Annotated in this window: 13 protein-coding genes; 8 read left to right on the top strand and 5 right to left on the bottom strand. The window is 49.3% G+C overall.

The features are described 5' to 3' along the window. The first annotated feature begins 226 nt into the window (after window positions 1–226). Entirely contained in the window at window positions 227–1,693 is a 1,467-nt protein-coding gene (locus RDO88_RS07615) for an rRNA cytosine-C5-methyltransferase (protein ID WP_307758804.1), read from the top strand. On the opposite strand, the gene RDO88_RS07610 is transcribed toward RDO88_RS07615, so the two are convergent. From RDO88_RS07610 to RDO88_RS07585, 5 genes are all read right to left on the bottom strand, one after another. Beyond that, window positions 1,688–2,914, bottom strand: a complete 1,227-nt coding sequence (locus tag RDO88_RS07610; protein WP_307758803.1) for a TolC family protein — start codon at window positions 2,912–2,914, stop codon at window positions 1,688–1,690. The genes RDO88_RS07615 and RDO88_RS07610 overlap by 6 nt on opposite strands. Further along, window positions 2,911–6,171, bottom strand: coding sequence for an efflux RND transporter permease subunit (locus RDO88_RS13545; protein ID WP_374043921.1), 3,261 nt, complete (start codon window positions 6,169–6,171; stop codon window positions 2,911–2,913). Before RDO88_RS13545 ends, RDO88_RS07610 begins: the two co-directional genes overlap by 4 nt. 113 nt (window positions 6,172–6,284) lie before the next feature. Then, window positions 6,285–7,526 carry an efflux RND transporter periplasmic adaptor subunit gene (locus RDO88_RS07595; protein ID WP_307758802.1) on the bottom strand — a complete coding sequence of 414 codons (1,242 nt, stop codon included), beginning with the start codon at window positions 7,524–7,526 and terminating at the stop codon, window positions 6,285–6,287. A 110-nt stretch (window positions 7,527–7,636) separates the two neighbouring features. Continuing rightward, on the bottom strand, window positions 7,637–8,056 hold the full coding sequence (locus RDO88_RS07590; RefSeq protein ID WP_307758801.1) for a DUF6769 family protein: 420 nt from the start codon (window positions 8,054–8,056) through the stop codon (window positions 7,637–7,639). Window positions 8,057–8,091: 35 nt separating this feature from the next. Continuing rightward, window positions 8,092–9,729 (bottom strand): ATP-binding cassette domain-containing protein, encoded by a 1,638-nt coding sequence (locus RDO88_RS07585; RefSeq protein ID WP_307758800.1) that lies wholly within the window; start codon window positions 9,727–9,729, stop codon window positions 8,092–8,094. A gap of 651 nt (window positions 9,730–10,380) precedes the next feature. Between RDO88_RS07585 and RDO88_RS07580 the strand changes: the two genes are divergently transcribed. The 7 genes from RDO88_RS07580 to RDO88_RS07550 all read left to right on the top strand — a co-directional run bounded on the left by RDO88_RS07580 (window position 10,381) and on the right by RDO88_RS07550 (window position 22,564). Then, window positions 10,381–10,995, top strand: coding sequence for an RNA polymerase sigma-70 factor (locus tag RDO88_RS07580; RefSeq protein WP_307758799.1), 615 nt, complete (start codon window positions 10,381–10,383; stop codon window positions 10,993–10,995). A 73-nt stretch (window positions 10,996–11,068) separates the two neighbouring features. Beyond that, complete coding sequence (locus RDO88_RS07575) at window positions 11,069–12,067, top strand: FecR domain-containing protein (RefSeq protein WP_307758798.1); 999 nt, start codon at window positions 11,069–11,071, stop codon at window positions 12,065–12,067. Between the two features lie 267 nt (window positions 12,068–12,334). Then, entirely contained in the window at window positions 12,335–15,604 is a 3,270-nt protein-coding gene (locus RDO88_RS07570; protein ID WP_307758797.1) for a SusC/RagA family TonB-linked outer membrane protein, read from the top strand. Window positions 15,605–15,615: 11 nt separating this feature from the next. Continuing rightward, a complete protein-coding gene (locus tag RDO88_RS07565) occupies window positions 15,616–17,322 on the top strand; it encodes a RagB/SusD family nutrient uptake outer membrane protein (RefSeq protein ID WP_307758796.1) in 1,707 nt (568 codons plus the stop codon). 204 nt (window positions 17,323–17,526) lie between these two features. After that, window positions 17,527–19,407 (top strand): glycoside hydrolase family 97 catalytic domain-containing protein, encoded by a 1,881-nt coding sequence (locus RDO88_RS07560; RefSeq protein ID WP_307758795.1) that lies wholly within the window; start codon window positions 17,527–17,529, stop codon window positions 19,405–19,407. Between the two features lie 117 nt (window positions 19,408–19,524). Next, window positions 19,525–20,157 (top strand): SGNH/GDSL hydrolase family protein, encoded by a 633-nt coding sequence (locus tag RDO88_RS07555; RefSeq protein ID WP_307758794.1) that lies wholly within the window; start codon window positions 19,525–19,527, stop codon window positions 20,155–20,157. A gap of 283 nt (window positions 20,158–20,440) precedes the next feature. Beyond that, window positions 20,441–22,564 (top strand): right-handed parallel beta-helix repeat-containing protein, encoded by a 2,124-nt coding sequence (locus RDO88_RS07550; RefSeq protein WP_307758793.1) that lies wholly within the window; start codon window positions 20,441–20,443, stop codon window positions 22,562–22,564. Window positions 22,565–22,700: the final 136 nt, after the last annotated feature.

Below are 22,700 nucleotides of genomic sequence, written 5' to 3'. Positions count from 1 at the left end.
TTAACAACAAGTGCAGTTATATACTACCAGTTGTGTAGAATAGTATATAACTGCCTAAATTAATATAGAAATAAGGAACTGCATTAGAATCAATCACTTTATGATAGATTTGAGTGTAGTTCTTTTTATAACTAACGAGTATAGTCTGTTAATTTGTTATTGATTTCCATTGCTTGCTTCTTTCTGCCAAAATCTTTACTTTTGCAGCAAACAAGAAAAAGACATCATGCAGTTACCCGATTCATTTGCCGAATATACCCGTGCCCTGCTGGGTGAAGAAGAATACACCCGCTTGTCCACTGCCCTGTTGGGAGAGGAGCAACCCGTCAGCATCCGCCTGAACCCGCAAAAATGCGGTCGTTCTCCATTTTCCATTCTCCATTCCCCATTAAAAGAAGTTCCCTGGGCCACAGACGCCTGTTACCTGGATCAGCGCCTGACGTTTACGTTTGACCCGCTGTTTCATGCCGGCTGTTACTACGTGCAGGAAGCGTCGTCCATGTTTGTCGAGCAGGCGGTGAAGCGCTATCTGCCGGATCGGGCGGTGGCGGTGCTCGACCTCTGTGCTGCGCCGGGCGGCAAGTCCACCCACTTGCGCAGCCTGTTGCCTGAGGGCAGTCTGCTGGTAGCCAATGAGGTGATGAGAAACCGGGTGCAGGTACTGGCGGAGAATCTGACGAAGTGGGGGTATCCCGACGTGGTGGTGACAAACAGCGATCCGTCGGAGTTCACTCCGCTGGAACACTTGTTTGACTGTATCCTGACCGATGTGCCCTGTTCAGGTGAAGGTATGTTCCGTAAGGACGAGACGGCCGTGAGCGAGTGGAGCCCGGAGAATGTGGAAATCTGCTGGCAGCGCCAGCGGCGCATCCTGGCGGATATCTGGCCTTGTCTGAAGCTAGGCGGACTGCTGGTGTACAGCACGTGTACCTATAACACGAAGGAGAACGAAGAGAATGTACGCTGGATTTGCGATGAACTGGGTGCGGAGGTGTTGCCGCTCGATGTACCTGCCGAATGGAACATTACGGGTAACCTGCTGGCTGGTGAAGATTTTCCTGTATACCGTTTTCTGCCGCACAAGACGCAGGGCGAAGGTTTCTTCCTGGCCGTGCTGCGCAAGGCGGGGGAAGAAGACGAGAATGATGGTGCGCGGATGACGCAGATGGGGCGGATGAATGCGGACAGATGGAAGGGGAAGAAAGGAAGTGGCGGCAAGGCCGCTTCTTCCTCGGCTTTCGGCAAGGAGCAGCTGGCAGTGATACAAGGCTGGCTGTGCGGGGCGGAAGGATATAGCCTGATGCCTGAGGGACAGACGCTGACTGCCTTCGCCACGTCGTGGCTCCCAGTGCTGTCGGCTTTGAAGCAGCATGTCCGTGTCCTGCAGGCCGGCGTGACGCTGGCCGAGGCAAAAGGGAAAGATTGTGCCCCTGCCCACGCATTGGCCATGAGCTGTCTGTTGGGACAGGAAGCTTTTGCTGGCGAAGAAGTGGACTATCCGACGGCCATTGCTTATTTGCGTAAAGAGGCCGTCACCCTTTCAGGCGCGGCCCCTCGCGGTTTTGTATTGCTTACTTATCGGGGTTTCCCTCTTGGCTTTGTGAAAAATGTGGGCAATCGTGCCAACAATCTCTATCCGCAGGAATGGCGCATCCGTAGCGGTTACTTGCCCGAGGAAATAAGAATTTTATAGCCGGCTCTTGTAGATACGTGCCATCACCTTCTGATACTGGTTCTCCAGCTGCAGCAGGTTGGCCTGGCTCTGGTAGATGACGGAGACTTCGACGAAGTACTCAATCATGCTGATCTGCCCGCCGTCCAGTGCCTGACGCAGCAGCTTCAGGTCCTGCTGGCGGCCGAAGGTCTCGGCATACTCCTGCATGGAGGCGTGGAGGTTGCAGGCCTCGTCGTAGAGCTGCCACAGGGCGGTGCTGGCGCTGAGGCGGGCGTTCTCTTCGCGGAAGTCGGCACTGAGGGCCTGCGAACGGGCGGCCTTCACCTTGCCGTGGTTCTGGAAGATGGGGAACGAGAAGCCCACTACCAGGCCGTTCAGCGGATGGCGGCTCTCGGTGTTGCGGCGGTAGCCCAGTTCCAAGCCGGGCAGCCAGCCCTGACGGCTGACGGACACTTGCTTCTGTGCCGCCTGGCTTTCCTGCTGGAGCGAGAGCAGGGCAGGGTCGGAGGCCAGCAGCTCTTCGCACAGCGGGCCGAAGTCGGCAGGCAGGGGAACGGAAGGATAGTCCGTCAGACCCAGGTTCTGCGCCGTGGCGGCGGCAGGTCCTTCGGGCATGGGGCGGCCGGGGACGAGCGACAGGTTACCGTTCAGGGCCGTGAGCTCTTTCAGCTTGCTGTCCAGTGCCGTACGGTTCATGCGGGCCTCGGTGCGCACGTTCAGCAGTTCGAGGTTGATTTTATTGGTCTCCAGCGTGCTGGCATCGCCCGTCTCCAGGCGGCGGCGGTAGTAGGCGGCCAGGTCCTCGGCATTCTTCAGACGCTCGTCCAGCAGCTGCTGCTGGCGGCTGAGGTGGATGATGTCGAGACAGGCTTCCTGTGCCTGGAGCAGGATGGCCTGCCGTTGGGCGTTGGCCTGCGCGTCCAGTGAGCTGGCCTTGAGGCGGTTCAGGCGGGCACGGCTGACGTAGAGCGAGGGGAAGTCGAAGCTCTGGGCAATGACCAGCTCGCCCACGGTGATGTTCTTGTCCTGCGAGTCCCACAGGTGGGCATACGACAGGGTGGGGTCGGCCAGGTTGTTCGAGGCACGGTTCTCCAGCTTCTGTGCCTCCGTGGTGCGGGCGTTGGCCTGCAGTTCCTTGTTGTTGGCCTCCACCTGCTGGAGGATGGCTTCGATGCCGCTTTGGGCGTGCACCCCTGCCGCCAGGGCAAGGCATGCACAGATGATTATTGTCTTCTTCATTTCTTCTTGGTGTGTATGAGCAGATAAACGATGGGGATGATGAACCCGTTGAGGAAGGTAGATGTCAGCAGACCGCCGAGGATGACCTTCGCCATGGGGCTCTGTATCTCGTTGCCGGGCAGGTCGCCGCCGAGGGCCAGCGGGATAAGGGCCAGTGCACTACTGAGGGCCGTCATCAGGATGGGGTTCAGTCGGTCGAGCGATCCGCGGATGATGCTGTCGTGCAGCGAGTAGCCTTCCACGCGCTGCAGGTGGTTGTAGTGGCTGATGAGCAGCATGCCGTTGCGCGTGGCGATGCCGAACAGCGAGATGAAGCCGATGATGGCCGGGATGCTCACCTCGCCGGTGGTCAGCAGCAGGGCGAAGACGCCTCCGATGAGGGCCAGCGGCAGGTTGATGAGGATGACGGCGCTCTCCCTGACGCTGCGGAACTCGTGGTAGAGCAGCAGGAAGATGACGACGATGGACATCAGCGACGTCAGCAGCAGCGTGCGGCTGGCCGCCTGCTCGCTCTCGAACTGGCCGCCGTATTCCACGTGGTAGCCTTCGGGCAGCTTGATGTCGGCGTCGATGCGGGCCTGGATGTCGGTCACCACGGAGCGCAGGTCGCGGTCGGCCACGTTGGCCGAGATGACTATCTTGCGCTTCACGTTCTCGCGGCTGATGCTGTTGGGGCCCATGGACGAGCGGATGTCGGCCACATAGCTGAGCGGCACCTGACGGCCGTCGCCCGTATCAATCATCAGGTCGCCTATCTTCGAGGCCTGATCGCGCAGGTCGTCGCGCAGGCGGACGGTGAGGTTGAACGATTTGCCCTGCTCGTAGACCTGCGACACGGCCTCGCCCGCCAGGCAGGCGTTGACGTACTCGGCAAACTGGGGCAGAGTGATGCCGTAGCGGGCCAGCATCTCGCGGCGGGGCGTCAGCGTCAGCTGCGGGCGCTCGATCTGCTGCTCCACGGTGAGGTCGGCCACGCCCTCGACGTCCTGTATCTTGTCCCTTATCTGGCTGGCGAGGCTGAACATGCGGTTCAGGTCGTCGCCGAAGAGCTTGATGGCGATGTTGGCCTTTGTGCCGCTGAGCATGGCGTCGATGCGGTGGCTGATGGGCTGACCTATCTCGACGTTGACGCCGGACAGGGTGGCGAGCTTCTCGCGCACCTCGGCCACCACCTCGCTGCGCGAACGGTCTGTCAGCTCGAAGGGCGCCTCGATTTCCGACCCGTTCACGCCGCGCGAATGTTCGTCCAGCTCGGCGCGGCCGGTCTTGCGGGCCACGGTCTGGATTTCGGGCACGGTGAGCAGCAGTTCCTCGGCCCGTCGGCCGATGGCGTCGCTCTCTTCGAGCGAGATGCCCGGCAGCGAGGAGAGGTTGATGGTGAACGACCCTTCGTTGAAGGGCGGCAGGAACGAGCGGCCCAGGGTGAAGAACAGGCCCAGGGCGACGGCGAAGAGCGCGACGGTGCAGCCCAGCACGGTACGCTTGTGTTGTAAAGCTTTTTCGAGCACGATGCCGTAGGCCTTCTTCAGCGTGCGGGCCACGGCGGAGTCGCCCGAACCGGCCTCACAGGTACTTCTGGAGGGGGTGTCAGGAGAGATACGTTTGTCTCCGGCAGAGACAAACGTTTGTCTTGCCTGGAGAGATACGTTTGTCTCCCCCCTAGACATACGTATGTCTCCGGGGGTGAGATACGTGTCTCTTTCCAAGTTTCTTTCTTGTATATCTTCTTTACTGCGCAGCAGGTACGAGCAGAGCACGGGCGTCAGTGTGAGCGCCACCACCGTAGAGGCAGCCAGGGCGGTGATGAAGGCGATGCCCAGCGGGACGAGCATGCGCCCCTCCATGCCGCTCAGGAAGAACAGGGGCACGAAGCTGACGACGATGATGAGCGTGGAGTTGAGGATGGGCATGCGCACCTCGCGCGAGGCGTTGAACACGACCTGCAGCACGGGCAGACGGCGCTCGGGCGGCAGGAGGCGGTTTTCGTGCAGGCGGCGCCAGACGTTCTCCACGTCGACGATGGCGTCATCGACCAGCGAACCGATGGCGATGGCCATACCGCCCAGACTCATGGTGTTGATGGTGAGCCCCATGTAGTGGAGCACCAGCACGGACACGACGAGCGACAGGGGCAGGGTGACGAGCGAGATGAGGGTCGTCCGCACGTTGGCCAGGAAGAGGAACAGCACGATGACCACGAAGATGCCGCCTTCGACGAGCGACTTGCGCACGTTGCCGATGGAGCTTTCGATGAAGCGGCTCTGGCGGAAGATGTCGGTCGATACCTTCACGTCGGGGGGCAGGTTCTTCTGCAGGTCCTGGAGGGCGGCTTCCAGCTTGCCGGTCAGCTCCAGCGTGCTGGTGGCAGGCTGCTTCGTCACGGTGAGCAGCACGGCGGGTTTGCCCCGTTCCGAGGCCAGTCCCAGTTTGGGTGTCTGCGCGCCGATGCGCACGTCGGCCACGTCTTCCAGCAGGACGGGGGCGGCGAGTGAGCCGTCACTGTTCGTAGCTGACTTCACCACGGTTTTGCCCAGCAGTTCGGTGTTGGTCGTAGCTGTCAGTCCGCGCACGATGTACTCGTTGCCGTATTCGTAGATGACGCCTCCGTTGGCGTTGAGGTTCATGCCGCGCGTGGCACTGAGCACCTGACCCAGTGTCACGCCGTAGTGGCGCATGCGCTCGGGGTCGAGCTGTATCTGGTATTCCTTGATGTCGCCTCCCAGCACGGCCACCTGCGCCACGCCTCCGGTGGAGAGCAGGCGCGGACGGATGGTCCAGTCGGCCAGCGTGCGCAGGTCGAGCATGGAGGTGGAGTCGGCCGTGAGGCCCACAATCATCATCTCGCCCAGGATGGACGACTGCGGTCCCAGCGTCGGCTTGCCCACGCTTTCAGGCAGTTCTTCGGCTACGAGCGAGAGCTTTTCGCTGACAATCTGTCGGGCCAGGTAGATGTCCGTGTCCCAGTCGAATTCCACCCAGACCACGGAGAAGCTGTGGGTGGACGAAGAGCGTACGCGGCGCACGTGTGTGGCGCCGTTGACGGCGGTTTCGATGGGGAAGGTGACGAGCTGTTCCACCTCCTCGGCTGCCATGCCGTTGGCTTCGGTCATGACGACCACGGTCGGCGCGGTGAGGTCGGGGAACACGTCCACTTCCGTGTGCATGGCGGTGTAGGTACCGCCCACGAGCAGCAGCACCGAGGCGACGAGCACCAGGATGCGGTTCTGTAGGGAGAAGTGTATGATTTTGTTGAGCATAACTTGTTTAATTGAGAATTGAGAATTGAAAATTGAGAATGGAATTATCTGTTGGGGCGAAGAGGCTTTCCTATTCGTCATTTTCCATTATCAATTTTCCATTTTCCATTGAATTAGTGTTCATGACTATGCGCCGGAAGTGCGTTCGCCGCTCCGGCCAGTTTCACCTGATAGGCACCGCGGGTCACGAGGCGGTCGCCGGCCTTCAGCCCGCTGAGCACCTGCACTCGCTGGCCGTTGTCGGCACCCAAGGTGACGAGCTGCTTGCGGTAGCACTCCTCGTCCAGCTGCAGGTAAACGTAGAAGCTGCCCTGTTCTTCGGTCAGGGCCGAGCGGGGCACGCTGATGACACCCTCCATCGGGCGGGCCAGCAGGTAAATCTCGACGAAGGAGCCGGGCACCACGTCGCCGCGGTTGTCGAACTCGAAGGTCACGGGGATGTAGTAGCTGCCTTCGCCCGAGGCCTTGCCGTAGGACAGCAGACGGCCGTTCAGGTCTTGCAGGGCATACACCTTATTATTATAGGGCGTGCAGAAGTTGGCCGAGGTGATGGCGGGCAGCGAGGCATAGTACTTCTCCGACACGTCGGCACGGAGGAAGAGGCGGCGGTTCTGTGTGATGCTCACCAGCGGCTGGCCTACGGTGACGTAGTCGCCTTCCTTCACCAGCAGGCTCTTCACGTAGCCGCCTATGGGGGCGGTGACGGCCTGCCCGCGGTCGGTGTGGTTCTTGGCCACGGCCTCGTAGCTGATGCGGGCGTTCTCGTACGCCTGCTTGGCCTGAGCGAAGTCCTTCTCCGAGACGATGCGGCTCTCCACGAGTGCCTGCATGCGTTCGTACTCCTTCTTCGACACCTCGTAGGCTACGCGGGCTTTCTGCACGGGGTCGCCCTCGGCGATGTTGCCCGACGAAAGCAGGACGAGCGGCATGCCTTCGCGTACGCTCATGCCTTCGGTTACCTTTCCCTTGAACGATACGACGCCTGCCACGGTGGCTACGGCTACCCGTTCGTCACCCTGCGCGGCCAGTACCTGCCCGCTGGTTTTGATGACCTGGGTGAAGCTGCCCGGCTCTACGGTACCTGTCTCTACGCCTGCGGCCTGTGCCTTGGCGGGCGGCATGACGATTTCGTCCGAGGCGGCTTCGGCGTGTCCCTCTTCTTCAGCTTGTACGTCTCCTTCGTGGTCGTGGCTGTGGCCTGCTTCCTCGTGGGCATGCTGTTCGTGGTCATGGTCCTGTTCGTGGTTGTGGGCTTCGGTGGCATGGTCGTGCCCTTCGTGTCCGTGGTCGGACTGGCTGTTGCAGGAGCCCAGCGACCATGCGACGAGGACTCCCAGAAATATCAGTTTCTTCATTGATAGATGTGGATTAAGTTCTTGCTATTAATAAATGTGGTTTCCGGCTGCAAAGGTACATGTACGGAGGTTGCAACCGGGTTGCAATGTGCGGGCGCACACAGCAACGCTTAGGCAAGAAGGCTGGGAGGAGCCCTTAATCCCGAGGCACGGGCGATGTAGACGCCGTGCAGCGATTCAATGTAAGGTGAGTATAAGGCGGTTGAATAAGAATCGGTGTAGGGGTACAGCAGACTGACGAGCAGGGCGAGGTCGGCCGGCAGCAGGACAGGACGCAGTTGCGGGGCCTGACGCTCCACCCGCGGCGTGCGCTGGACGAACTGGTGGGTGAGGCAGCCCTTGTCGTGGCAGCAGTTGGGGTGGCCGGCCGGATGGTGGTGATGGTTCGCTTCGCCGCAACCCGTATGCAGGTCGTTCTTCAGGCAGATGGCCTCGCTGCCATGATGATGATGGGGCACGACGGGCACCGCCAGCATCAGGATGCTGAGCAGGAGCAGCAGTGCGGTCATGTAGGGTTTCCGTATCATCATGGCGTTCAGTGTGTGGAGTTGCGCAAAGATAAGGATTATTTCTTTTCCAGCTCGCTGAGCGACTCCATTTTTTTCTTTTCCAGGAACTCGTAAACGCCACAAAGGTGTTCGCGGACGCGCTGGTGGCCGAACTCATAGACTTTGCTCACCAGGCCGTCGAGGAAGTCGCGGTCGTGGCTCACGACAATCAGGGTACCGTCGAAGTCCATCAGCGCCTGCTTCAGGATGTCTTTGGTCTTGAGGTCGAGGTGGTTGGTGGGCTCGTCCAGGATGAGCAGGTTCACCGGCTCGAGCAGCAGTCTGATCATGGCCAGACGGGTACGCTCGCCGCCGGAGAGCACCTTGACCTTCTTCATCGAGGCTTCGGGACTGCCGAACATGAAGGCGCCCAGCAGGTCGCGTATCTTGTTGCGTATCTCGCCCTTGGCCACGTCGTCGATGGTCTGGAAGACGGTCAGGTTCTCGTCGAGCAGGGAGGCTTGGTTCTGGGCGAAGTAACCTATCTGCACGTTGTGGCCCAGCGTCAGGGTACCTTCGTGCTCAATCTCGCCCATGATACATTTTACCAGTGTGGACTTTCCCTCGCCGTTGCGGCCCACGAAGGCCACCTTGTCGCCACGCTCGATGGTGAGCGTCGCGTTCTTGAATACCACGTGGTCACCGTACGTCTTGCCCACGCCGTCCATGATGACGGGGTAGTTGCCCGAGCGGGGCGACGGGGGGAACTTGAGGCGCAGGGCCGAGGTGTCTTCTTCGTCCACTTCGAGCAGTTCCAGCTTTTCCAGCATCTTCACGCGGCTCTGCACCTGCAGGGTCTTGGAGTAGGTACCCTTGAAGCGTTCGATGAACTCCTTCGTCTCGGCGATGAACTTCTGCTGCTCGTCGTAGGCCTTCTGCTGCTGTTCGCGGCGTTCCTTGCGCAGCTCGAGGTATTTGGAGTAGTTTACCTTGTAGTCGTAGATGCGGCCCATCGTGACCTCGATGGTGCGGGTGGTGATGTTGTCTACAAACTTGCGGTCGTGGCTGATGACTACCACCGCCTTACCGTTGCTGATGAGGAAGTCTTCGAGCCACTGGATGGACTCGATGTCGAGGTGGTTGGTGGGCTCGTCGAGGAGCAGCACGTCGGGCTTCTGCAAGAGCAGCTTGGCCAGCTCGATGCGCATGCGCCATCCGCCGCTGAAGTCGCTCGTGGGGCGGTTGAAGTCCGTCCGCTCGAAGCCGAGGCCCAGCAGGGTCTTCTCCACGTCTTCCTCGTAGTTGGTAGCGTCGATGGCATAGAACTTCTCGCTCAGGGCCGACACCTGTTCGATGAGTTCCATGTAGCTGTCGCTCTCGTAGTCGGTGCGCGTCTCCAGCTCCTTGTTCAGGCGGTCAATCTCGGCCTGCATCTGGTGCAGGTGGGCAAAGGCCTGTGCCGTTTCTTCGAACACGGTGCGTCCGTCTTCGGTCATCAGGTGCTGGGGCAGGTAGGCGATGACACAGTCTTTGGGTGCCGATACCTTTCCGCGGGTGGGCTGGCGTACGCCGGCCAGAATCTTTAGCAGGGTACTCTTTCCGGCTCCGTTCTTGCCCATGAGGGCGATACGGTCCTTCTCGTTGATTACGAAAGATATGTCACTGAACAGGGTGGTGCCGCCAAACTCTACGGCCAATCCATCGATGCTTATCATATATAATAATGTGTATAGGGTTTCGGGGGGACAAAGATAGTGCAAGCTGAGAGAAGTACAAAATGAAAACCCCGTTTTCATGTTTTGTATTTCCGAAGCGCAGCCTTTCTTATGGAAAGATAGTGCAAGCTGAGAGAAATACAAAATGAAAACCCCGTTTTCTTTGTAAAGATAAATCCCGCTTCATGCAGAGCCCGTTTTTTTCAGGTGCTTTCTGAAGAGTTTTCAGGTAGTACCTGAAAGGTTTTCAGGTTTAAACTGAAAGGTCTTCAGGCCCTACCTGAAAGGTCTTCAGGTGACGGCTGAATAAAACCTGAAAACTATTCAGGTAAATTGGAAATGCGACCTGAAAAAATGAATACTGATTATCAGTAAGATAGATGATTGCCTGTCTTTGGATACTTATGAGGAAGGAGAAAAAGCCATTCACCCGCCGCTTCCTGTATTTCGATGCATCCGCCTTCCCGATTGTCGGATGGTCTTGTTGAAAGATTTCAATCAGCGTGCCCTGGATAACTGCTCTCTCTTTTCGCTTCCTGCGACCTGTAGAATCAGAAACAGGATAGAGGAATTTGTTTTTTCTTAGTATTTCTTATTATATTTGCCAAAGTTAACAAGATTTGTATCGGACGAAACCATCACAAGTGTTATATGCTACAGAAGTATAAAGATGAAGATGAACTCTTGCAGGCTGTCAGGCAGGGCGATGATGGGGCTTTTGAATATCTGTTCAGGAGCTATTATCCCCGCTTGCGCGGCTATGCGCTCCGCTTTGTGGACGACGAGGAGACGGCGCGTGACATCTTGCAGGAAAGCTTCATGCACTTCTGGGAACGGAGGATGCAGATTGAATCGGTGTCTGTCACCTCGCTTCTGTTCGTCATCGTCCGCAATGCCTGTCTGAATTACCTCAAACATAAACAGCTGGTGGAGCAGCAGCCTTTGGATGAAGTTTCCCAGGCGGTGGGGCAGGAAGAACTGTATTGTTGGGACTTCGGGGTCGATCCCGAACAGAAACTGCTGTACGAAGAATTGCAGGGCCAGATTCGCCGTGTGCTTCGCCAGTTGCCCGACCGTTGCCGTGAAGTGTTCGTCATGAGCCGTTTCCGCCATTTGAAGAATCGGGAGATTGCCGAAAAGTTGCAAATATCGACCACTGCCGTGGAAAAACACATTTCGAAGGCCCTCAAAGTCTTTTCCAGCTATTTCAAGGAACACTATCCCCCCGATGTTTATCTGCTCATTCTGTTGTGGTTAGGGCTTTGATGTTAAATAATGTAAAAAGAGGTTGGGTAAAGGGACTTAAGATTGTTTTATCATAAAAAGAAGTAAAGATTGGATGGAGCAAACAGACTCTACATATTATTACCATTTGGCGGTTCGCTATTTTAGAGGCGAATTGGACTACGAGGGCGAGAAAGAACTGTTCCGCTTTGTCAGGATGTCATCGGAAAACGGGAAACTTTTCCGCCAGTGGGAGGAAGAATGGCTCTCTACCCCCCAGCTTTCGCCGATGGTCGACGAAGAATGGAAACGGATGAAGCTGCGTATGTCGTTGCGTCCTGCCAGGGGTAAGGGTGGAAAACGTCTTCTTCTGTGGGGACGGATGGCCGCTGCGGTAGTTGCAGGACTTATCTTCCTGATGGCTGGTTTTATGGGCGTTTACTATTATCAGGTACAGAAGTCGGCCGATAATCTTTTTACCCTGGAGATAGGCAGGGCCGAAAAGACCCGTTTGCTGCTGGCCGATGGTACGGTGGTATATCTGAATGCAGGTTCTACACTACGCTATGCGGGCGACTACAACAACGGTCGCCGTGAAGTCCGCCTGACGGGTGAAGCCTATTTTGAGGTTTCCAGACAGCAGGGCGATGTTCCTTTTGTGGTGAAGACCGATTTTTATGATGTGATGGTCAAAGGCACCAAATTCAACGTGTGTGCCTATCCCGAAGATACGAAAGTGTCGACAGCCCTGCTGAATGGTGCGGTTGACATTATATATAAGGAAAGGCATATCCCCGTCAGCCCGGGCGAACTGGTTTGTCTGGACAAGAACACGCTTCAGTTTTCAAGGGAACAAGTACAGGCCGAACAATATAAGTCGTGGACAGAGGGCCGCTTTGAATACGACAAGATATCACTGCAGGAACTGGTGGACCGCCTTTCCCGCCGATACGACGTAACCATTCGTTTGGATGAGGCCATACGGAAAGACATGGTTTTCCGCATCTCTCTCCGCAACGAGGAAACAATCGATGATATTTTGAACGCATTGTCCCAGATTACTTCCATCTGCTATGAGAAACAGGGGCGTTCGGTTTATATCAAGAAGAAATGAGGATGGCGACGGTTTTTAGGAAAAGATTAATTAGGGGTGATTATTAATCTGATTGTGAGATTGGGAGTTTCAACGTTTCAATAGAAACAACGGAATTTTTCAATCTCATTTTTTTATATTGTCAGAACCGATAAAAATCTTGTGAAAAAATAGAGAGTTGGAGGTTGGGTAAATCATCTGACAGTTGTTATATCCATTGAAAGATGAAAAACAAGAGCGCAATTGTTGATATTTTGTCTAACTTACTTTAATGAAAAACAAATCATTATGAACTACAAAAAACATTTCGGAAGATCTCTGATGGCCGCTATATTGCTGTCTGGAGCTCTGGCCATGAATGCACAAAGTGTGACGTATCAGTTTAAGAACGTACCTTTGAAAACCGTATTGAAGGAAGTGGAAAAACAGTCCAAGTTTTCCATTATGTACAAAAAGGATGTGGTCGATGAAAACCGCCTGGTAACAGCCGATTTTAAGAACACGTCGTTGGAGCAAGTGCTGTCTACCGTTTTGGGGGATGGAGTAACCTTTTCGATACAGGACAAGATGATAATCATTTCGAAGAAGGGTGCGAATACTTCCCAGCAAGGTAAGAAGCAGAAAATAACCGGTGTGATCACCGATTCGAACGGGGAACCGGTAATCGGCGCTAATGTTATGGTAAAAGGTACGGGAAACGGTACGATAACTGATGTAGACGGTAATTTCCATTTGGATGTGCAAAGCAATGATGTATTGGAAATCTCTTACATTGGTTATACGACACAGAGAATCACGGTAGGCGACCAGAAACATTTGCTGGTAAAACTGGTGGAAGATGCCGAAATGCTGGACGAAGTTGTAGTGGTAGGTTATGGTACAACAAACAAGCAAGCCATTACAGGTTCTGTCATTAAGGCTGATATTGATACATACCGTGATGTTCCGACCAACAATATTATGGAAACCTTGAAGGGTTCTGTTCCCGGATTGAATATTGGCGGTACAAATACGGCAGGTGCTGTGGCCGGGTTCAGTATACGTGGTCAAAATTCAACGGGTGGAAATGACCCTCTTATTGTGGTGGATGGAGCTATATTTGACGGATCATTGGCAGATTTGCCTTCGGAAGATATTGAGGACCTTACTGTTTTGAAAGATGCCAGTGCAGCCGCTGTATATGGTAGCCGTTCTGCCAATGGTGTCATTTTGATTACGACCAAACGAGGCAGAAGCGAAGGTGGTAAACCTCAATTTAATGTGAATCTTTCATACGGATACAGTCATGAGCTGAGACGTCAGGAGGTTTATGATGCTGAAGGATATATACAAAAACTTTTGGATTATCGTGTAGCCAATGGAATGGATGCCGATCCCGATAAGATAGCACTGTACCTTCAGCCAATAGAAGCTGACAATTATAATGCAACTCCAGATCACAGACCTACATTTACAGATCCATACGATTTATTCCGTCAAAGCGCCTATAATGTAAAGGCTAATGTCAGCATTTCAAACAGCTCGGAACTTGCTACATATTATATCTCCGCTTCTTTGACAGACCAGAAAGGTGTCGTACTTAACGACAGATACAAGAATTTCTCAGGACGTATTAACGTAGAAACCAATCTTACTGACTGGTTGAAAGTTGGAGTTAAGTCTAATTACAGTATTCGTGACTATTCGGGTAGTTCACCTGACTTAAATAAAGCTGCCCAATTCAGTCCTTATGCTTCATTATATGATGATTCCGGTAAGTATTTACAGTATCCTCAGACTACAACTTCTTTTGAAAGTCCGTTCTGGAGTATGAAAACGGATGATTTGGAGAAATATAATACACTTGGTGCCATTCTGAATGCAAAGATTACGGTTCCTTGGGTGAAAGGTCTGACGTACGAAATGGTATACTCCAACAATCTCCGTTGGTCGCAGAATAATTATTTCTATGATGAATATACAACAGCAGGCCAAGGAAAGAATGGTAAGGGAGAAAGAAGCAATAGCAACAACTATCACATGTTGCTGGATAACCTCATCAAGTATAATAATACATTCAACAATATACACAACATTGATGTCACCTTACTTTATTCCCGTGAACGGCGTACCTGGAATGACATGTCTGCTTATGCGGAAGATTTTGACAATACTATTTTAGGGGACAACAAGCTTGAAGATGGAAAGAAACAAACGGTAAGTACAGGTAGTGGCGAAAGTGGAGCTATTGGTATGATGGCACGTGCAACCTATACATTCGATAACCGATATTCTTTTACCGGTACAGTACGTCGTGACGGTTGTTCTGCATTCAGTAAAAACAGAAAATGGGCCACATTTGCTTCCGGAGGTTTTAATTGGAACATCTCTAACGAGAATTTTATGAAGGATGTTGAGCCGATTGACAACCTGGCCTTACGTTTATCCTATGGATCAAATGGTAATCAGTCAATTAGTCCGTACACTACTTTGGCTAAAGTAGGAACAGGGAAGTATATTTTTGCAGGAGATCCTTCCTATTCCATTACCCAAAGTATATCCTCGTTTGCTCTTGATAATCTTGGCTGGGAAACGACAACAGGTTTTAATGCTGGTATTGATTTCTCTTTGTTTGAAAATCGTTTGTCCGGTAGTATTGATACTTATTTTACCAATACAAAAGACCTGTTATTCAGTTTGGCTTTGCCTACTATTTCAGGAAAATCTTCCATAACATCCAATCTGGGAAAAATACAAAATAAAGGTGTTGAAATAAGCTTGCATTCGTTGAATATATCCAAGAAAGATTTTTCTTGGACGACAGATTTTGCTTTCTCATTGAATAGAAACAAAGTTGCATCCATTTATGGTGAAGATAATGACGGGGACGGCAAAGAAGATGATTTGATCAGTTCAGGATACTTTATTGGAAAATCGCTTGGTACAATATATGGTTATAAAATCACAGGAATGTGGCAACAGGAGGATGTTGATAATGGTACGATAATGGAAGGAATGCGTCCCGGTGATTACAAACTTGAAGATTTAAATGGCGATGGAAAGATTGATTCTGAAAACGATCGCCAGTTCTTGGGAACATCCAAAGAAAACTTCCGTTGGAGTATGACAAATACATTGACATACAAAGACTGGTCTTTGATGATTTATATTAATTCAATTTGGGGTGGAAACGGTTATTTCCAATCTGCTAATACTCCCTATTATGATGAGTATATAAATAGCGGTCAGCATAATCGAACCATATTGGATTATTGGACTCCTGAGAATACGGATGCAAAATTTCCCCGCTTGGATTATCAAAAAAATGCACGTTACAAAGGAACATTATATCAGGATAGAAGCTTTATAAAGCTACAGAAAGTGGCATTGACTTATAATCTGTCCAGATTTGTCAAGAGAATTGGTTTGAATAATATGAAACTGTCATTGAGTGCTGACAACTTGTTCGAATTTTCTCCGTATTGGGATGGACTCGATGCTGAGACGGGACAAGGATTGTCAATCAGTGCACGTCCCTCTATTCGTACTTATCAAATGAATCTTATTTTTAATTTCTAAAATTGAATACAATGAAACTAAGAAATATATGTCTTGCCCTTGCCCTTGTTGGGGGACTGACTTCATGTTATGATTTGCTGGAAGAGAAACCATTGGATTTCTTGACACCGGAAAATTCTTATACAAATAAAAAAGGTTTCGAGGCTGCTTTAGCTGGAATCTATTCCAATATCAGAACATATTTTTATGCGAATACTGATTCCTGGCAAAATTTCGATATGTTGGGGGTAGACATTGATTTATGTTCTCCAAGATCAGGCGAAAGCTCTTATCCGGAATATTTCTATTGGAATACATTAAATGCTGATAATAGTTTCAGCAAGAAATGGTGGTCAAGACTTTATTCCATGATTTATAGCTGTAACGTAATAATAGACCGTTCCGAAAGCGAATATGCAGAATGGGTATCCGATGAAGAAAAAAATGCTATAGTTGGAGAAGCTAAGTTTTTAAGAGCTTTTGCGTATAGATTCTTGGCCAATATGTGGGGAAATGCTCCCATTGTCCTGAAAGAAACCACGTCTCCACAGTTTAATTACAAAAGTGCGACTCAAGAAGAAATCTATAAACAATGCAAGGAAGACTTGGATTTTGCAATCAGATGGATGCCTGATATAGACGACCAAAAAGGAGGTAGAGCATCTAAAGTGGCCGCCCAACATTTGATGGCTGAAATTTTGATAGGACTTAAGGATTATGAGGGTGCTATCCAGGCGGCTTCCGATGTAATCAGTAATCCCGCCATGTCATTGATGAAAGAACGATTTGGAAAGCTGATTGATTTTGAGTTTGAAGGCTATGATTATCAAGGTGAAAAAGAGCCTTGGGGGGATGTTTACTGGGATTTGTTCCGCGAAGACAATTTTAATAGAATTGACGGAAACAAGGAATGTATATGGAATGTACAGTTTGACGTTGATCTTGTTGGTGGTGGTAATGAAGGTAACTCAGGTGGTTACTTCGGCCTTGAAAGGTGGATTGGTACCAACTGGTGGATGCTCAAGGATGTTGATGGTAAATCCAACTGGCTTAAGGATATTTTGAGCGGACGTCCTGTCGACCAAATCTCAATTACAGACTACGCAGGCAACCAAATATGGGAATATAAAGGAGACTGGGATCGTGATATCAGAAATTCCAAGTATAACATGAAACGAGAATATTACTGGACAAACCCGGAAAGTCGTTTCTATGGTCAGAAAATGACAGAAGAAAATCTTGGAAACAAGGAAGATTTGTTCCGTATTACCCAGCCTACTTATATGAAAGTAGTTACTGCCAAACATCATGGACAATTTACAGACGCTTTGAGTGGAGAAACACACGACAACGGACGTATATATAAAGATTGGTATATAATGCGTTTGGCCGAAACTTATCTGTTAAGAGCTGAGGCATATATGTTGGCTGGAAATCTGAAAGCTGCTACTAATGATATAAATGTTATTCGTAACCGAGCCCATGCTACACCTGTTTCCGAGTCTGATGTAAATATGGATTTGATATTGGACGAAAGAGCAAGAGAACTGTTTATGGAGGATTATCGAATTAATACATTAATGAGAACCAATAAACTATCAGAATACTTGATGAAATATAATCCGAAAGTTATTCAGGCAGGATATGTACTGGATGATCATCTTAACAAACTGCCTATTCCCAACTCTGAAATAGAGGCAAACAAGGAAGGTGGTCTGGTACAGAATCCGGGTTATTAAACTTTAAAACAAAGAGACTATAATCTGAGCTATATACAACCGTTTTTCGATTGTACGAGTGATTTCCCTCTGATAATCATTACCAAATAGCAAGATTATAGTCTCTTCGTTTTTCATGAAGGTACATGATTAAAACGATAAAGAGTTTTATCACCACGCAATTGGCTTCATAAAAATTCGCAAATAAATAATCGCAAATAAAATATGAGAAATAAGTTGTTTTTATTGTTGGCTTTGTCTCTGCCTTCATTTTCATGGGCACAGTCAGAACTTCCTTTGTTGAGTCCGTCGGAAAACCTCAAGGCCGAAATAAAAGTAGGTACTCAGAACGTATCGATATCACTTTATTCGGGGAATCAGAAACTGGTTGAAACTAAGACTATCCAGTTTGAATTGGATAAAAATGTCATCCAAGGAGGATGGAATCTGAAGAAATATACAACGGATGAAGTAAGAAGCAGCTGGCAACCGCTGTTTGGCGAAAACAAATATATCACCGATTGTTATAACAGCATGACGCTACAGCTGTCTTCTTCCGAAAACGACAAGGATATGACTGTAGACGTGCGGCTATATGACGAAGGATTGGCCTTTAGGTACAGTTTTGACGAACTTGATTTCTGGAACAGGACTCTTCTGAAAGAAAATACTGAATTCCTTTTTGATACAGATTGTACGACCTGGGCATCGGACCGTGCACAGTCGGCTTTCTATGAAACAAAACTCAGTCAACTTAAAGGAAGTCTTGACAGACCACAAGTCGTGAAGATATCCCCTAATAAATATGTAGCAGTGGGAGAGGCAGCATTGGTAGACTATTCCAGAATGAAACTGAAGAAAAGCGAAAACGGTATAGGCCTGCAATCCGATTTGTCTGGAAAAGTCGAATTGGATTTGGCTGACTATAAGTCGCCTTGGCGTTATGTAATGGTAGGAGGTAATCCTGGACAAATAGTACAAAACAATTATTTCGTGCTGAATTTGAATGAGCCCAATCAGATTGAACGTACAGATTGGATTAAGCCCGGAAATGTGATCCGAGAAGTTACACTGACTACTCAGGGTGGTATGGCCTGTGTAGATTTTGCTGTAGCCAATGGAATAGAGTATGTGGAATATGATGCCGGCTGGTATGGTCCAGAAAACGATCCCAAGTCGGATGCAACGACTGTAACTGTCGATCCGGCAAGATCGAAAGGCGAACTTGATTTACAGAAAGTAATAGATTATGCCAACGAAAAGGGTGTAGGTATCATTCTGTATGTGAACATGAAGGCATTGAAGAACCAGCTTGACGAGATTCTTCCTCTATACAAGAAATGGGGAGTAAAAGGTTTGAAATATGGTTTTGTCGATGTTGGAGACCAATATTCCACTTCATGGCTTCATCATGCCGTAAGAAAAGCTGCTAAATACGAACTTATGGTCGATATACATGACGAGTACCGCCCTACAGGATACTCCAGAACATATCCTAACCTCATAACTCAAGAAGGTATCCGTGGAGATGAAGAAAGCCCTTCACTCCAACAGACTGTATATACATTCTTCAGCCGTATGATATGCGGCGCAGGTGACTATACCAATTGTTATTTTGCTGAACGTGTTACGTCTGATAAAATGGGTGGACGCGCGGCTCAGCTGGCCAAGAAGGTTGCAATCTATAGCCCATGGCAGTTTATTTATTGGTATGACCGTCCCTATGGTTCTCCAGTGAAAGTCGGCGGGGCAGGCTCAGCCGAATCCATGGTGAAGATAGATGAAATAACTGATTTCTACTGTTCTATTCCGACAGTTTGGGACGAGACAAGATTTCTTGAGGGAGAGATGGGAGATTATGTTGTTGTGGCCCGTCGTTCAGGAACCAATTGGTATGTTTCAGTATTGAATGCCGGTAATGAAAAGAATATAGAAATTGATCTATCGACTTTAGTTGATGTTGAACGTTGTAAAGCGACACTTTATTATCAGCCATCAGAAAAATCGAAAGAAAAGATTGCTATAAAAAGATACAATAAACTTTCAGAGAATATCACGTTTAGTGTTTTGCAGAATTCCGGATGTGTATTACACATAAGTAGATAGGACAATGCTTAGGATTAGAATCATATAAATATGAGAACGGGCTCTTTATTTCTTCTATTTTACATTCTAACTATAAATTTATATTCTCAAAATCAACATGACGCAAATGACAGTCAGTTGAAAACCATGCTCCATCCTGACGGCTCAGGATGGGGCTTTTATGAGGATACTGCTTGTGTGAGCAAGAAAAAGAAAGTCTTGCTGATAGGTGATTCAATGTTGAGCGGATACGGTGACCTCGTAAAAGCGGGGCTAAAAGACAAAGCCGTGGTCGATTTTTGGAAAACCGGCTTACATGAAGCACATCCCGATCTTTTTCCTTTACTGGACAAGGCATCATCCCATAGAAAATATGACATAATCCATTTCAATATCGGGCTTCATGGTTGGCCCAAAGGAAGGGTTGATGAAGACAAGTATGTTAACTTGATGAATGAGTATGTTGATATTTTGAAGAAGAACAACCCGAATGCCATTCTTGTTTGGAGTATGACTACCCCCGTTTTATCAAAGAACAGTACGGAACTTGACCCTGAAATCAATCCGATAATTGTGAGGAGAAACAAGAAAGCCGATAGGGTTATGAAATCCCAAGGAGTTCATATCATTGATTTGTATTCAGTAATGATACCTCACCGTGAATATACCAGAGGTGATAGGTTCCACTGGAACAAGATGGGGCAACAAATTCAGGCAGACGCAATATTGTCAACCCTGAAAAGCCTGTTGTCATCGTCAGCACTGGATTGATTATCTGTTGAAGCATAATCCGAATGCAAAAATTATAATATTGTAAATTCCGAGCTGAAACCGGAAATTATAAAAAGTATGGCCTATATTTGCAATTATTATAATGTCAAGAATATCATGTTGTCTACCATAGACAAACCTTTTAATGGACATCCGAGCAAGAAGGATATGTCTAAGATTGCCGATGAGATAATACTAAGTTTGGATAAAAAGTAACGGATATATAGTTCCTTTGTGGTTTTAACACTAAGAAGGTTGGACTAAATTTTGAAAAATAATGAGAATGAAAAGAAAGTATTTATGGATTATCATGATGGCTCTGATGCCATTTACAGCATTTGCTGAAAAACGCATCTATTATGTGTCGACAAAAGGAAATGACAATGCATCAGGAACTTTGAACCGTCCATTCAGAACGGCACAAAAAGCATTGGCTGCAGCAGAAAAGCATCAAACGGATACAGTGGAGATTCTTTTCAGAGGCGGTACATACCAACTTTCTGAAAGCGTAAGAATAAAGGGTAAGAATATAATTCTCCGTCCTTATGATTCGGAAAAGGTTGCGTTTTCAGGTGGTATATCCATAGGTAGTAACAAGATAAAGGCTATAAAAGATGAAGCTGTCAAATCGCGTATTCAGGATGATGTAAAAGACAAGGTAAAGGAGATTGACGTCAAGTCGATGAATGTAGAACTTGCCGGAATATCTCCTAAAGGCTTTGGACGTGCTGCCCTGCCTTCTTGGAGCGAACTTTTCGTGAACGGCAAACCCCAACACTTGTCAAGATGGCCTAATGACAGTACCGTACTTATCGGTAAGATTCGTTGTACTGGGGATATTCCACGCGACAAGAAGTTTGGTATAGGTGACCCTGTATTCGAGTATCTGGAGGACCGCCCGTCATCGTGGAAGTCGGCAGAGGATATGTGGATTGCAGGTTATTTTGCTTATGGATATGCAGATGACATGATTCCTGTAAAGTCGATTGACCCTTCGGAGAAAACCATCACAGCTGCCATTCCTACCATGTACGGTTTCCTAACCGGAGCATCCTTCCGCCGCTGGTACGCATTGAATCTTATCGAAGAAATAGATGAGCCGGGCGAGTATGTTATTGACAAGAAACTGGGAAAAATTTATTTTCTCCCTGGAAATGAGCCTATGGAACATGTGAACATTTCGATTCTGGAGGAACCGATGTTTTATATCGAAGAATCTGAAAACATTCTGATACAGGGGTTCACTTTCGAGTATTCTCGTGGTATGGGAGTTTATATGGACACCTCGGACAATGTGAAGATTGACAGCTGTACTTTCAGGAACTTGGGTTATGTAGCAGTGTCCATCGGGCGTGGTGATTTGCCGGATGGTGACATTTACAAAGCGCAACATGAATCTGACCAGAAATATGAGGATGGTATTGGAGGCGTGATTGGTACATTGTCCAGCCGCTTGTATGATGACAGACTGTTCAACAGACATGCCGGAAAAAACAACGGCGTAACCAATTGTGTGATATATCAGGTAGGATCAGGTGGTATAAACCTGGGAGGAGGAGACCGCAAGACTCTGACACCTGCAAACAATTATGTGGAGAACTGCCAAATCCATGACTTCAACCGCATCGAAAAATCCTATCGCCCGGGGATCTCTATTGACGGAGTGGGGAATCGGGTGAAGAATTGCGAAATCTTCAATGCACCCAGCATGGCTGTCCTTATAAACGGAAACGACCATATCGTGGAGTATTGTGATATACATCATGTATGCCAGGAAGTGGATGACCAGGGGGCTCTATATTATGGGCGCGATCCCTCTGAGCGGGGATTAAAAGTGCGGTATTGCTATTTCCATCATTTGGATTCCAAGCATCGCGTTTCTGCCACATATCATGATGACGGCGCTTGTGGTATGGAGGTTTACGGTTGCATATATTATCGGGCAGGAACTATACCTGTCCTGATTGGTGGTGGGCATGACAATGTCTATAAAAACAATATTTTTGTTGATGTTCCTTTGGCCATCCACATTGACAACCGAATGCAGAATTGGTCTAAAAATTCGTTGGATAAAGATGGAATCTTTGACCAGCGTCTGCGCACCATAAAATATGACCAACCGCCTTATAGCAGTGCATACCCCTTATTGGCTGATTACTGGAAAGGAGATCCCAGCTTTCCTCGGAATAACCTGATAGCCGGCAATCTGTTTTATAAAGTTAGAAACTTGTTGTCGGGATCATTATCTTTTGCAAATTGGTATAACAACTATATGGCTCAGGAAAATCCAGGATTCATGAATGAAAAGAATATTCTTGAGGGATTCATTGAAAATGCACCGGTTTTTGACAGAATAGAACATTTTCAACCCATACCTTTTGACAAGATTGGTTTCAAGTTGAAATAAAATGTGTTTGGCGAATTCTTGCTCGTGTGATATTCTTAGGGATGTATTTTCTGGAAATCTTTCTTACCCAACTGTTATCCTTGTTGGTTACGATTGGTATGGAGCTATCAAAGAATTAGTAGCATTATAGTTGTTG

Origin of the sequence: uncultured Mediterranea sp. (assembly GCF_902493215.1) — a bacterium.
GTDB lineage: Bacteria > Bacteroidota > Bacteroidia > Bacteroidales > Bacteroidaceae > Bacteroides.
Note: the sequence above shows the minus strand (reverse complement) of the source record. Positions and strands in the feature narration are given on the sequence as shown.

Excerpts from the sequence above, each read along its gene's own strand:
- RDO88_RS07615 (WP_307758804.1), top strand. The coding sequence starts at position 227 with ATGCAGTTACCCGATTCATTTGCCGAATATACCCGTGCCCTGCTGGGT.
- RDO88_RS07610 (WP_307758803.1), bottom strand. The coding sequence starts at position 2,914 with ATGAAGAAGACAATAATCATCTGTGCATGCCTTGCCCTGGCGGCAGGG.
- RDO88_RS13545 (WP_374043921.1), bottom strand. The coding sequence starts at position 6,171 with ATGCTCAACAAAATCATACACTTCTCCCTACAGAACCGCATCCTGGTG.
- RDO88_RS07595 (WP_307758802.1), bottom strand. The coding sequence starts at position 7,526 with ATGAAGAAACTGATATTTCTGGGAGTCCTCGTCGCATGGTCGCTGGGC.
- RDO88_RS07590 (WP_307758801.1), bottom strand. The coding sequence starts at position 8,056 with ATGATGATACGGAAACCCTACATGACCGCACTGCTGCTCCTGCTCAGC.
- RDO88_RS07585 (WP_307758800.1), bottom strand. The coding sequence starts at position 9,729 with ATGATAAGCATCGATGGATTGGCCGTAGAGTTTGGCGGCACCACCCTG.
- RDO88_RS07580 (WP_307758799.1), top strand. The coding sequence starts at position 10,381 with ATGCTACAGAAGTATAAAGATGAAGATGAACTCTTGCAGGCTGTCAGG.
- RDO88_RS07575 (WP_307758798.1), top strand. The coding sequence starts at position 11,069 with ATGGAGCAAACAGACTCTACATATTATTACCATTTGGCGGTTCGCTAT.
- RDO88_RS07570 (WP_307758797.1), top strand. The coding sequence starts at position 12,335 with ATGAACTACAAAAAACATTTCGGAAGATCTCTGATGGCCGCTATATTG.
- RDO88_RS07565 (WP_307758796.1), top strand. The coding sequence starts at position 15,616 with ATGAAACTAAGAAATATATGTCTTGCCCTTGCCCTTGTTGGGGGACTG.
- RDO88_RS07560 (WP_307758795.1), top strand. The coding sequence starts at position 17,527 with ATGAGAAATAAGTTGTTTTTATTGTTGGCTTTGTCTCTGCCTTCATTT.
- RDO88_RS07550 (WP_307758793.1), top strand. The coding sequence starts at position 20,441 with ATGAAAAGAAAGTATTTATGGATTATCATGATGGCTCTGATGCCATTT.